Annotated in this window: 10 protein-coding genes; 4 read left to right on the top strand and 6 right to left on the bottom strand. The window is 71.1% G+C overall.

The window, feature by feature from the left end; genetic code table 11:
- Position 1: 1 nt before the first annotated feature.
- Positions 2–2,305: a bifunctional salicylyl-CoA 5-hydroxylase/oxidoreductase gene (locus ASC56_RS30175; protein ID WP_055494778.1), complete on the top strand. Its 2,304-nt coding sequence runs from the start codon at positions 2–4 to the stop codon at positions 2,303–2,305.
- Between the two features lie 5 nt (positions 2,306–2,310).
- Here the strand turns inward: ASC56_RS30175 and ASC56_RS30170 are convergent, their stop codons facing one another.
- Both ASC56_RS30170 and ASC56_RS30165 read right to left on the bottom strand, forming a co-directional pair.
- Positions 2,311–3,123 (bottom strand): PaaX family transcriptional regulator C-terminal domain-containing protein, encoded by an 813-nt coding sequence (locus ASC56_RS30170; RefSeq protein ID WP_055494735.1) that lies wholly within the window; start codon positions 3,121–3,123, stop codon positions 2,311–2,313.
- 15 nt (positions 3,124–3,138) lie between these two features.
- Positions 3,139–4,956, bottom strand: coding sequence for an AMP-binding protein (locus tag ASC56_RS30165; RefSeq protein ID WP_079102787.1), 1,818 nt, complete (start codon positions 4,954–4,956; stop codon positions 3,139–3,141).
- A 135-nt stretch (positions 4,957–5,091) separates the two neighbouring features.
- Here ASC56_RS30165 and ASC56_RS30160 point away from each other — a divergent pair, with 135 nt between their 5' ends.
- Positions 5,092–6,264 (top strand): acyl-CoA dehydrogenase family protein, encoded by a 1,173-nt coding sequence (locus ASC56_RS30160; RefSeq protein WP_055494734.1) that lies wholly within the window; start codon positions 5,092–5,094, stop codon positions 6,262–6,264.
- Entirely contained in the window at positions 6,261–6,686 is a 426-nt protein-coding gene (locus tag ASC56_RS30155) for a RidA family protein (protein WP_234377111.1), read from the top strand. Before ASC56_RS30160 ends, ASC56_RS30155 begins: the two co-directional genes overlap by 4 nt.
- Positions 6,687–6,845: 159 nt before the next feature.
- Here the strand turns inward: ASC56_RS30155 and ASC56_RS30150 are convergent, their stop codons facing one another.
- The 3 genes from ASC56_RS30150 to ASC56_RS30140 form a co-directional block, all read right to left on the bottom strand.
- Positions 6,846–8,375: a UDP-N-acetylglucosamine 1-carboxyvinyltransferase gene (locus ASC56_RS30150; RefSeq protein ID WP_055494733.1), complete on the bottom strand. Its 1,530-nt coding sequence runs from the start codon at positions 8,373–8,375 to the stop codon at positions 6,846–6,848.
- Positions 8,376–8,439: 64 nt separating this feature from the next.
- A complete protein-coding gene (locus ASC56_RS30145) occupies positions 8,440–8,628 on the bottom strand; it encodes a DUF4236 domain-containing protein (RefSeq protein WP_055494732.1) in 189 nt (62 codons plus the stop codon).
- A gap of 93 nt (positions 8,629–8,721) precedes the next feature.
- Positions 8,722–9,102, bottom strand: coding sequence for a DUF2267 domain-containing protein (locus tag ASC56_RS30140; RefSeq protein ID WP_055494731.1), 381 nt, complete (start codon positions 9,100–9,102; stop codon positions 8,722–8,724).
- A 555-nt stretch (positions 9,103–9,657) separates the two neighbouring features.
- Between ASC56_RS30140 and acnA the strand changes: the two genes are divergently transcribed.
- Positions 9,658–12,375, top strand: coding sequence for an aconitate hydratase AcnA (gene acnA / locus ASC56_RS30135; RefSeq protein ID WP_055494776.1), 2,718 nt, complete (start codon positions 9,658–9,660; stop codon positions 12,373–12,375).
- A gap of 130 nt (positions 12,376–12,505) precedes the next feature.
- On the opposite strand, the gene ASC56_RS30130 is transcribed toward acnA, so the two are convergent.
- Positions 12,506–12,871, bottom strand: coding sequence for a hypothetical protein (locus tag ASC56_RS30130; protein ID WP_055494730.1), 366 nt, complete (start codon positions 12,869–12,871; stop codon positions 12,506–12,508).
- Positions 12,872–12,929: the final 58 nt, after the last annotated feature.

The raw sequence follows: 12,929 nt of genomic DNA, 5'->3' as shown, positions 1-12,929 counted from the left end.
CATGATTGCGGGGTACGGGGTGCCGGCCCGGCGGCCGTTGCGGGTCGCCGTCATCGGTGGCGGCCCCGGCGGGCTGTACGCCGCGGCCCTGCTCAAGCGTCTCGATCCGGCTCGCGAGGTGACCGTCTGGGAGCGCAACGCCCCCGACGACACCTTCGGCTTCGGCGTCGTCCTGTCCGACGAGACCCTCGGCGGCATCGAGCACGCCGACCCCGCGGTCTACGCGGCACTGAAGGACGAGTTCGTGCGCTGGGACGACATCGACATCGTGCACCGGGGCGTGCGCCACACCTCGGGCGGCCACGGCTTCGCCGCGCTCGGCAGGCGCAGGCTGCTGGAGATCCTGCACGAACGCTGCCGCTCGCTCGGTGTCGACCTGCGCTTCCGCGCCGAGGCACCGCATCCGTCCCGGCTCGTGAAGGGCTACGACCTGGTCATCGCCGCCGACGGGGTGCACAGCGGCACGCGCGAGGCGTACGCCGAGGTGTTCCGGCCCTCGGTCGAGGAGCACCGCTGCCGTTACATCTGGCTCGCCGCCGACTTCGCCTTCGACGCCTTCCGCTTCGAGATCGCCGAGACCGAGCACGGCGTGATGCAACTGCACGGCTACCCCTATGCGGCCGATGCCTCCACGGTGATCGTGGAGATGCGGGAGGAGGTGTGGCGGGCGGCCGGCTTCGCGGAGCTGGAGACCGCCGAGACGATCGAGCACTGCGCCAAGACCTTCACGGACGCGCTCCGCGGCCGGTCCCTGAGCTCCAACAACTCCGCCTGGACCACCTTCCGCACCGTCGTCAACGAGCGCTGGTCCCACGGCAACCTGGTCCTCCTCGGGGACGCCGCCCACACCGCGCACTTCTCGATCGGTTCCGGCACGAAGCTGGCGGTGGAGGACGCGCTGGCGCTGGTCGCGTGTCTGGAGGAGCACGTCTCACTGCCCGCGGCGCTGACCGCCTACGAGGAGGAGCGGCGTCCCGTCGTCGCGTCCACCCAGCGCGCGGCCCGCGCCAGCCTGGAGTGGTTCGAGAACCTCGGGCTCTACCTCGACCAGCCCACCCGGCAGTTCGCGTTCAACCTGCTCACCCGCAGCCGCCGGGTCACCCACGACAACCTGCGGCTGCGCGACGCGCGCTTCACCGAGGCGGTGGAGCGGGAGTTCGGCTGCCCGCCCGGCACACCCCCGATGTTCACCCCCTTCCGGCTGCGCGGACTGACCCTGCGCAACCGGGTCGTGGTCTCACCGATGGACATGTACTCGGCCGTGGACGGCGTCCCGGGCGACTTCCACCTCGTCCACCTGGGCGCACGGGCGCTCGGCGGAGCCGGTCTGGTGATGACCGAGATGGTGTGCGTGAGCGCGGAGGGCCGGATCACCCCGGGATGCGCCGGGCTCTACACCGGGCGGCAGGCGACGGCATGGCGGCGGATCACCGACTTCGTGCACACCCGGGCGCCGGACACCGCGATCGGCGTGCAGCTCGGCCACAGCGGCCGCAAGGGCTCCACCAAGTTGATGTGGGAGGGCATGGACGAGCCGCTGGAGGAGGGCAACTGGCGCCTGGTGGCCGCCTCCCCGATCCCCTACAGGCCGGGGAGCCAGACACCCCGCGAGCTGTCCCGCGCCCAACTGACCGATCTACGCGAGCAGTTCACCGTCACCGCCGGGCACGCCGCCCGCAGCGGCTTCGATCTGCTCGAACTCCACTGTGCCCACGGCTATCTGCTCTCCGGCTTCCTCTCGCCGCTCACCAACCGCCGGACGGACGCCTACGGCGGCACGCTCGCCAAACGGCTCCGCTTCCCGCTGGAGGTCTTCGACGCCGTGCGGTCCGTGTGGCCCGAGGAGCGGCCCATGACCGTACGGATCTCCGCGACCGACTGGGCCGACGGCGGCACCACGGCCGAGGAGGCCGTCGAGATCGCCCGGGCCTTCGCCGCGCACGGCGCCGACGCGATCGACGTGTCGACCGGGCAGGTGGTGGCCGACGAGCGGCCGGCGTACGGACGCTCCTACCAGACGCCGTACGCCGACCGGATCCGCCACGAGACCGGCGTCCCGGTGATCGCCGTGGGTGCCATCTCCTCCTGGGACGACGTCAACTCGCTGATCCTGGCCGGGCGCACGGATCTGTGCGCCCTGGCCCGGCCGCATCTGTACGACCCGCACTGGACGCTGCACGCGGCGGCCGAGCAGGACTACAGCGGACCGGGCGCGGTGTGGGCCGCCCCGTACCGGGCGGGCAGCAGGCGACCGCGGACGGGCCGCACGGACGCCCCGAAACCCCGCCTGACGCTGGGGAGTTGACGCTCTCACACGACCGCGAAGACCGCGCCGGCGTCCCGCAGCCGCTCGTGCAGCGCACGGAAGACCTCGGCCGAGCGGGCACCCGGCCACTCGGACGGGAGCAGTTCCGCCGGCAGTCCGGGGTCGACGTAGGGCAGATGGCGCCAGGAGTCCAGGGCGAGCAGATAGTCGTGGTACGCCTCCTGCGGCGGGGTGTCCTCGCGGGCCTCCCATTCGTGCAGCACGGGTGCGTGGCGGCCCAGGAACACCTCGTGCTGCTTGGCGATCGAGGCCAGGTCCCACCAGCGCGCGACCGCCTGCGCGGTCGGCGCGAAACCGAGGTGCTCACCGCGGAAGAAGTCCACGTACGGGTCGAGACGCAGCCGCTCCAGGGTGTGCCGGGTCTCCTCGTACAGGCGTGCCGGGGCGACCCACACCCCGGGGGCCGCGGCGCCGAAGCCCAGGCCGGCCAGCCGGGAGCGCAGCAGATGCCGCTTCTGCCGCTCCGACTCCGGCACCGAGAAGACCGCGAGCACCCAGCCCTCGTCCTCCGGGGGCGTCGTCGCGTACACGCGCCGGTCACCGTCGTCGAGCAGCTGCCGGGCGTCGGGCGACAGCGCGTACCCCGCCGCGCCGGCCGCCGTGCGCGCCGGTACGAGCAGTCCGCGCCGCTTGAGCCGGGACACCGACGACCGTACGGAGGGCGCGTCCACGCCGACCGCGGCGAGCAGCCTGATCAGCTCGGCCACCGGCACTGGGCCGGGGGCGAAGCGGCCGTAGGCGCCGTAGAACGTCACGATGAGGGACCGGGGAGCGTGCTGATCGGACACGTTGATCACTTTAGATCGTCGGCGTCACTCATGATCACCTCTGGCGGCCACCGAGTTGGCGTCGGAGGGGTGCGCCCGCAGCCGGAAGCGCTGGAGCTTGCCCGTCGCCGTGCGCGGCAGCTCGTCCAGGAAGACGATCTCACGCGGGCACTTGTACGGCGCCAGCTCCGACTTCAGGAAGTCGCGCAACGCCTCCGGGTCGCGGCGCGCGCCCGCCCGGAGGACTGCGTACGCCACCACCACCTGACCGCGCGCCTCGTCGGACCGCCCCACGACCGCCGTCTCCACCACGTCCGGGTGGCGCAGCAGGGCCTCCTCCACCTCCGGCCCGGCGATATTGTACCCGGCCGAGACGATCATGTCGTCCGCGCGCGCGACATAGCGGAAGTAGCCGTCGGGTTCGCGGACGTAGGTGTCTCCGGTGACGTTCCAGCCGTCCCGGACGTACTCCCGCTGCCGGGGGTCGGCGAGATAGCGGCAGCCGACCGGGCCGCGCACCGCGAGCAGGCCGGGCTCGCCGTCGGGCACGGGCCTCCCGTCGGCGTCCTGCACGCGCGCGTGCCACCCCGGTACCGGAACTCCCGTGGTTCCCGGGCGGATCCGCTCGTCCGCGGCGGAGATGAAGATGTGCAGCAGCTCGGTGGCGCCGATGCCGTTGATGACGCGCACCCCGGTGCGCTCGTGCCAGGCCCGCCAGGTCGCGGCGGCCAGGTTCTCGCCGGCCGACACACAGCGCCGCAGCGATGTGGTGTCGTAACCGTCCAGCTCGTCGAGCATCGCGCGGTAGGCCGTCGGCGCGGTGAACAGCACGGAGACGCGGTGCTCCGCGATGGCCGGCAACAGCTGAGTGGCACCCGCCTGTTCGAGCAGCAGGGCGCTGGCGCCGGCCCGCAGCGGGAAGACGACGAGACCGCCGAGCCCGAAGGTGAAGCCGAGCGGGGGACTGCCCGCGAAGACGTCGTCGGGACGCGGCCTGAGCACATGCTTGGCGAAGGTGTCCGCGATGGCGAGCACGTCTCGGTGGAAGTGCAGACACCCCTTCGGGCGACCCGTGGTGCCCGAGGTGAAGGCGATCAGCGCCACGTCGTCGGCCGCCGTGTCCACGGGAGCGTACGGCTGCTCGGGCACCGGCAGGCGCAGCAGGTCGTCGGGGGACTCGCCGCCGTAGGTGGTGATGCGCAGCCCGGGGACGCCGGCCTTCGCCAGGTCCTCGACCGCACGGACGTCGCACAGGGCGTGGCCGACCCGGGCGATCTCGCACATCGTGCGCAGCTCGTGCGGACGCTGCTGGGCGAGCACGGTGACGGCGATCGCGCCCGCCTTCAGCACCGCGAGCCAGCAGGCGGCCAGCCAGGGCGTGGTGGGGCCGCGCAGCAGGACGCGGTTGCCGGGGACGACACCGAGGCGGGAGGTGAGCGCGTGCGCGATCCGGTCGACACGGGCGCGCAGTTGTCCGTACGTCCAGACGCCGCCGTCGGCCGTGCGGAAGGCAGGGCGTCCGGGAGCGGTGTGCGAGAGAAGTTCCGCGGCGGCGTTCAGCCGTTCGGGGTAGCGCAGCTCGGGCAGGTCGAAGTGGAGCCGGGGCCACTGCTCGCGGGGCGGGAGGTGGTCGCGGGCGAATGTGTCCTGGTGTGCGGTGGGTGCGCCGGGCGTGAGACCGTCGCGGGCGCCGGTGTCCGTGTATGGGGTGGACGCGGGCCGCGGGTGGGCCGCCTCCGGGCCGGTCGGGGGAGGTGACGCCGTGGGAGGTGCGGTGACCGTGGTCTTCTCGGCGTCCGGCGCCTCCGTGGCGTCTCCCGCTTCCGCGGCGTCCGTGGAGCTCGTGGCGTCCGTCGGGTCCATGGCGGTTCGCCCCCTTGTCGTGGTGGGCTCGCGCATCGAGCGTATCGTGTTGATGACGACAGTCAACGGTCCGCGATACGGTCGGGCGAGCAGCCCACTCAGTCCCGATACACCGTCAGGGAGAGGGGACCGGCAATGACCGCATTCTCGCTCGATCCGGTACAGATCGCCTGGCGCGCGGAGCTGCGCACGCTGGCCGAGCGACAGCTGCGCCCGATCGCGGAGAAGGGCGAGCCCGGCCGGGTCAACCGGGCACTCGTCGCCGAACTCGGCCGACTCGGGCTGCTCGACCGGCTGTTCACCTCGGGCGCGCTCGACCTGTGCCTGATGCGGGAGGCCCTGGCCCACGCCTGTACGGAGGCGGAGACCGCGCTCGCCCTGCAGGGCCTGGGCGCGCATCCGGTGCACGCATACGGTACGCACGCCCAGCGCGCGCGCTGGCTCCCCGGCGTCCGCGCCGGTACCACGGTGGCGGCCTTCGCCCTGACGGAGCCGGACGCGGGGTCGGACGCGGGCGCCCTGGCCCTGCGCGCGCAGCCGGACGGCACGGCGGCCGGCGAGGACCCCGCACCGCTCGCCGAGCGCGAATCGTCCCGGCGCTGGCGGCTCACCGGTGACAAGTGCTGGATCTCCAACGCCCCTGAGGCCGACTGCTACACCGTCTTCGCGCGCACCACCCCCGGCGCCGGCGCCCGCGGGGTGACCGCGTTCCTCGTGCCCGCCGACCGCCCCGGCCTGACCGGCACCCCGCTCGACATGCTCTCGCCGCATCCCATCGGTGCGCTCACCTTCGAGGCCGTGCCCGTGACCGCCGACGACGTCCTCGGAGAGCCCGACCGCGGCTTCCGGGTCGCCATGGGCACCCTCAACCTCTTCCGTCCCAGCGTGGGCGCCTTCGCGGTCGGCATGGCACAGGCGGCCCTCGACGCGACACTGGCACACACCGCCGGGCGGGAGGCCTTCGGGGGCACGCTGAAGGACCTTCAGACCGTCTCCCACCAGGTCGCCGAGATGGCCCTGCGCACCGAGGCGGCCCGCCTCATGGTCTACGCCGCGGCGTCGGCCCACGACGCAGGCGCCCCGGACGTCCCGCGACGTGCCGCCATGGCCAAACTGCTCGCCACCGAGACCGCGCAGTACGTCGTCGACGCGGCCGTCCAGCTGCACGGCGCGCGCGCCCTGCGCCGCGGCCACCTTCTCGAACACCTCTACCGCGAGGTGCGGGCACCCCGGATCTACGAGGGCGCGAGCGAGGTCCAGCGCGGCATCATCGCCAAGGAGCTGTACGCCACCGTGGAGGCCCCGTGACCACCGAGCGCACCACCACCCCGCCCGCCCTGTCGCGTATCAACCCGCCCACCCTCTCCCCGCCCGCGGGCTTCTCGCACGCCGTCGTCGCCAGTGGGTCCCGGGTGGTGTTCCTGGCGGGCCAGACCGCCCTCGACACGGACGGCAAGGTGGCCGGCGACTCCCTGCCCGAGCAGTTCGAGCGGGCCCTCACCAATCTGCTGGGCGCACTGCGTGCCGCCGGCGGCACGCCGGCCGACCTCGCCCGCGTCACCGTCTACGCCACCGATGTCGCCGACTACCGCGCCCACGCCCCCGAACTGGGGCGCATCTGGCGCCGGCTGGCGGGCCGCGACTACCCGGCGATGGCGGTGATCGGGGCCATCCGCCTGTGGGACGAGGAGGCCCTCGTGGAACTGGACGGCTTCGCCGTGCTTCCGTGAGCCGAAGGGTACCCCGCGACCCTGGCCAGGCCGCTGCCCTGACGGCTTCCTGCCCGATCAGGTCACCGTCTCCGTGAGCAGTGGGCGCGCCTGGCGCCCTGCCTTCCCCGTAACGCCGGGAAGGCAGGGCGTCCGTTCTCTACCGATTGGCGCTGTTCATCAGATGTTCCGGAATGTCTCGATCTGCGCCCCGACCGAGTTGAGGCGCTCGGCCAGTTCCTCGTAGCCGCGGTTGATGACGTACACGTTGCGCAGCACGGACGTTCCCTCGGCCGCCATCATCGCCAGCAGGACGACCACGGCGGGCCGCAGCGCCGGCGGGCACATCATCTCGGCCGCGCGCCAGCGGGTCGGGCCCTCGACCAGCACCCGGTGCGGATCCAGCAACTGGAGGCGGCCGCCGAGGCGGTTGAGGTCCGTCAGATAGATGGCCCGGTTGTCGTACACCCAGTCGTGGATCAGCGTCTTGCCCTGCGCGGAGGCGGCGATGGCCGCGAAGAACGGGACGTTGTCGATGTTCAGGCCCGGGAACGGCATCGGGTGGATCTTGTCGATCGGCGCCTCCAGCTTGGACGGCCGCACGGTCAGGTCCACCAGCCGCGTACGGCCGTTGTCGGCGACGTACTCGGGCGTCCGGTCGTGATCGAGTCCCATCTCCTCCAGCACCGCGAGTTCGATCTCCAGGAACTCGATCGGCACCCGGCGCACCGTCAGCTCGGACTCGGTGACCACCGCCGCGGCCAGCAGGCTCATCGCCTCGACCGGGTCCTCGGAGGGCGAGTAGTCCACGTCGACGTCGATGTTCGGCACGCCGTGCACGGTGAGCGTGGTGGTGCCGATGCCCTCGACCGCGATGCCGAGCGCCTCCAGGAAGAAGCACAGGTCCTGGACCATGTAGTTGGAGGAGGCGTTGCGGATGACCGTGACGCCGTCGTGGCGGGCGGCGGCGAGCAGCGCGTTCTCGGTCACGGTGTCGCCGCGCTCGGTCAGCACGATCGGCCGGCCGGGGGAGACGGAGCGGTCCACCACGGCGTGGTAGTGCCCCTCGGTGGCGGTGATGTCGAGCCCGAACCGGCGCAGCGCGATCATGTGCGGTTCGATGGTGCGGGTACCGAGGTCGCAGCCGCCCGCGTACGGGAGCCGGAAGCGGTCCGTGCGGTGCAGCAGGGGACCGAGGAACATGATGATGGAGCGCGTACGGCGGGCTGCCGTGGCGTCGATGGCGTCCAGGTCGAGGTCCGCGGGCGGCACGATCTCCAGATCGACCCCGTCGTTGATCCACCGGGTCCGGACGCCGATCGATCCGAGCACCTCCAGAAGCCGGTACACCTCCTCGATGCGGGCGACCCGGCGCAGCACCGTGCGCCCCTTGTTGAGCAGCGAGGCGCACAGCAGGGCCACGCAGGCGTTCTTGCTCGTCTTCACGTCGATGGCGCCGGAGAGCCGACGACCGCCGACCACCCGCAGGTGCATGGGACCGGCGTAGCCCAGGGACACGATCTCGCTGTCCAGGGCTTCGCCGATGCGGGCAATCATCTCAAGGCTGAGGTTCTGGTTGCCGCGCTCGATGCGATTCACGGCGCTTTGACTGGTGCCGAGTGCCTCGGCAAGCTGCGCCTGAGTCCAGCCGCGATGCTGCCGGGCGTCACGGATGAGCCTGCCGATACGTACGAGGTAGTCGTCTGACATGAGGCTGAGGCTATCTCAGATATGAGATGGCGCCTCCTGGGGGGTCTGTTTGGGTGATATGCCGTCAATGACGCTTGGTGCGACGCCACCCGAAGGGTCCGGGCAGATCCATCGAAGTCGTACGCCGTCCGGTGCTGCTGCGTGTGTGGCGCGGCCCGTGGCTGCCTCCGGTGGTGATGGACCAGGAGTGCTTGTTGACGTTCAGGCGCACCCCGGGCAGGATCCGGAAGGTCTTGCGGAACGTGAGCGGCATGCGGTGTCTCCCTTCCTGTGCTCGCTCACGTCGGATACCCCGGCTCGGCCGACTGATGGCGGCCCTGCCGGATCCGTGCACGGGGGAGGGTGCTCAGGCGGGGGACTCGGCAGCCTGGGAGAAGTCGGCGCCGAGCTGCGACATCAGATGGTGGAACCCCGTCTCGCTGATGGCGTCGCGGAGGACCGCCAGTACGGCGCGGATGCCCCGGTCGGCCTCCTCCTCCTTCAGCATGTTGCGTTCGGCCACGCGACGTACCGTCTCGTAGTAGTCGAAGCGCTCGACGTGGTCCGTGGTCCCTCGGCGAACGGACTCCTTCAGCCCGTCCGGCAGCTCCAGTGCCAGGTCCCGGGCCTCGCCCGCGCTCAGCCGGTGGGCGAGCGTCTCGAGTGTGGCCCGAGTGAGGTCCGCCGCCTCCTGCCGCGTCAGGCCCGTGCGCTCGGACACCGCCAGGAAAAATTCCTTCTCTTCCATGCGCCGTACTCCTTTGCTGCCTTGCCGTCCGGAAGGCCGCGGCTCTCCCGACCAGCCTGTCACGCGCCCGCGCCCCCCGCGCGGGCACGGCGCCCGACGTGCGCGGCACCACGGGTGTCCTGCGCTGCCGTGCGGGTCGCAGGTGTCCTGCGGTGCCGGGCGCAACGCGGGTGTCCCGCGCTGCCGCGTGCATCCCGGGTGTCCTGCGGTGCCGCGTGCATCCCGGGTGTCCCGCGCTGCCGGGCGCACCACGGGTGTCCCGCGCTGCCGTGCGCACACGGGTGTCCCGCCCTGCCGCGCGCGTCAAGGGTGGCCCGCGCTGCCCCGCGCGCCGCCGGGCTCCCGCGGTTCCTGGGTGCGGGGTGGGTCCGGCCCGGGCATGACCAGTGCGCCCCCATGTACTAGAGTTATCTCGACATCGAGATATCTGCCGAGGCGCCCCGCAGTCGCCGCACCGGTAAGGGCCACCTAAATTAGCCTTACCTCAGCGGATCGGCCGAGCCGTCGTGGCGGCAGGATTGCGGTGGTACGCGCACATCAATGAAGGAGACTGTCGTGTCGGCGAACAGCTTCGACGCCCGCAGCACGCTGCAGGTGGGCGACGAGTCGTACGAGATCTTCCGGCTGGACAAGGTGGAGGGCTCGGCCCGCCTTCCGTACAGCCTCAAGGTCCTGCTGGAGAACCTGCTCCGCACCGAGGACGGCGCGAACATCACCGCCGACCACATCCGCGCCCTCGGCAACTGGGACTCCCAGGCGCAGCCCAGCGAGGAGATCCAGTTCACGCCGGCCCGTGTGATCATGCAGGACTTCACCGGCGTGCCCTGTGTCGTGGACCTCGCCACCATGCGCGAGGCCGTCAAGGAGCTCGGCGGCGACCCGGCGAAGATCAACCCGCTGGCCCCGGCCGAGCTGGTCATCGACCACTCCGTCATCGCCGACAAGTTCGGCACGAACGACGCCTTCAAGGTGAACGTCGAGCTGGAGTACGGCCGCAACAAGGAGCGCTACCAGTTCCTGCGCTGGGGCCAGACCGCCTTCGACGAGTTCAAGGTCGTCCCGCCGGGCACCGGCATCGTCCACCAGGTGAACATCGAGCACCTGGCCCGTACGGTCATGGTCCGAGGCGGCCAGGCATACCCCGACACCCTCGTCGGCACCGACTCCCACACCACGATGGTCAACGGCCTCGGCGTCCTCGGCTGGGGCGTCGGCGGCATCGAGGCCGAGGCCGCCATGCTCGGCCAGCCGGTCTCCATGCTGATCCCGCGCGTGGTCGGCTTCAAGCTCACCGGCGAACTGCCCACCGGCACCACCGCCACCGACCTGGTGCTGACCATCACCGAGATGCTCCGCAAGCACGGCGTCGTCGGCAAGTTCGTCGAGTTCTACGGCGAGGGTGTGGCGGCCACGAGCCTTGCCAACCGCGCCACCATCGGCAACATGTCGCCGGAGTTCGGCTCCACCGCCGCGATCTTCCCGATCGACGACGAGACCCTGAACTACCTGCGCCTGACCGGCCGTTCCGACCAGCAGGTCGCGCTCGTCGAGGCGTACGCCAAGGAGCAGGGCCTCTGGCTGGACCCGAAGGCCGAGCCGGACTTCTCCGAGAAGCTCGAGCTGGACCTGTCGACGGTCGTTCCCTCGATCGCCGGCCCGAAGCGCCCGCAGGACCGCATCGTCCTCGCCAACGCCGCCGAGCAGTTCAAGCAGGACGTCCGCAACTACGTGGACGTCGTGGACGAGGCGGGCATCGAGTCCTTCCCGGCCTCCGACGCCCCGGCCCTGCACCCCAACGGCTTCCCGACCAACCCGGTCCGGGTCACCGCCCCCGACGGCACGACCTACACCCTCGACCACGGTGCGGTGACGGTCGCGGCCATCACCTCCTGCACCAACACCTCGAACCCGTACGTCATGGTCGCCGCCGCGCTCGTCGCGAAGAAGGCCGTGGAGAAGGGCCTGACCCGCAAGCCGTGGGTCAAGACCACCCTCGCCCCGGGTTCGAAGGTCGTGACCGACTACTTCGAGAAGGCGGGGCTCACCCCGTACCTCGACAAGGTCGGCTTCAACCTGGTCGGTTACGGCTGCACCACCTGCATCGGCAACTCCGGCCCGCTGCCGGAGGAGGTCTCCAAGGCCGTCAACGACCACGACCTCGCGGTCACCTCGGTCCTCTCCGGCAACCGGAACTTCGAGGGCCGTATCAACCCCGACGTCAAGATGAACTACCTGGCCTCCCCGCCGCTGGTCGTCGCGTACGCCATCGCCGGCTCCATGAAGGTGGACATCACGCGTGACGCCCTGGGCACCGACCAGGACGGCAACCCGGTCTACCTGAAGGACATCTGGCCGTCCGAGGCCGAGGTCAACGACGTCGTGGCGAACGCCATCGGCGAGGACATGTTCAACAAGTCCTATCAGGACGTCTTCGCGGGCGACGCCCAGTGGCAGTCCCTGCCCATCCCGACCGGCAACACCTTCGAGTGGGACCCGGAGTCGACGTACGTCCGCAAGCCCCCGTACTTCGAGGGCATGGCCCACGAGCCGGCGCCCGTCACCGACATCACCGGCGCCCGCGTGCTCGCCAAGCTGGGCGACTCGGTCACCACCGACCACATCTCCCCGGCCGGTGCGATCAAGGCCGACACCCCGGCGGGCAAGTACCTCACGGAGCACGGCGTCAAGCGCGCCGACTTCAACTCCTACGGCTCCCGCCGTGGCAACCACGAAGTCATGATCCGCGGTACGTTCGCCAACATCCGGCTGCGCAACCAGATCGCGCCGGGCACCGAGGGCGGCTACACCCGCGACTTCACCCAGGAAGGCGCGCCGGTCTCCTTCATCTACGACGCCTCCCGCAACTACATCGCGCAGGACATCCCGCTCGTCGTCCTGGCCGGCAAGGAGTACGGCTCCGGTTCGTCCCGCGACTGGGCCGCGAAGGGCACGGCGCTGCTCGGCGTCAAGGCCGTCATCGCCGAGTCGTACGAGCGCATCCACCGCTCCAACCTCATCGGCATGGGCGTCCTGCCGCTGCAGTTCCCGGAGGGTCAGAACGCCGAGGCCCTCGGCCTGACCGGTGAGGAGACCTTCTCCATCTCCGGGGTCACCGAGCTCAACGAGGGCACCACGCCGCGCACGGTCAAGGTCACCACCGACACCGGTGTCGAGTTCGACGCGGTCGTCCGCATCGACACCCCCGGTGAGGCCGACTACTACCGCAACGGCGGCATCATGCAGTACGTGCTGCGCAGCCTGATCCGCAAGTAAGCAGTCCGGCCGAGCAGTTGAGGGCCGCACCCCCGGCGGAGGGGGTGCGGCCCTTGCGCGTTCGTCCTCGAACCGCGCCCGAGAACCCCAGAACATCGCCAAGACTCAGGCTGAACACAGGACCCAGATCCTAGATCCAGCCGGCGACCTGAGCGATCGCGAAGGGCGCAGGGACGAGGGTCGTCATGCCGAGCCACCGGTGCAGCGGCCTGCCCTCCTGCCAGGGCATGAGAACGTCCACCACCAGCACCATCCCGAGGACGAAGCCGCCGCCCAGCACCGCGCCGAGCGTCATGCCGACCGCGTGGCCCGGTAGCTGTCCGAGGCAGCCGAAGCTCCCGGCGCAGTGGAGCAGCGCAAGTTTGGCCAGAAGCCGTCGTATGCACAGGGCCGGGAGGATCGCGACCATCCCGATCAGGAGGTTCGCCGCCGCGGGCGCCCACCAGGAAGCGGCGGTGCCCCCCTCGTGGTAACCGTCCGTGCCGGAACCGTGCACAGCCTGCCCTCTCCCAGGTCATCGCGTTCGTACAGGTAGATGGCCACGAGAGCACCCG

Source organism: Streptomyces sp. TP-A0356 (assembly GCF_001417775.1).
GTDB lineage: Bacteria > Actinomycetota > Actinomycetes > Streptomycetales > Streptomycetaceae > Streptomyces.
The sequence above is the reverse complement of the archived record's forward strand: the minus strand, read 5'-3'. Positions and strand labels throughout refer to the sequence as shown.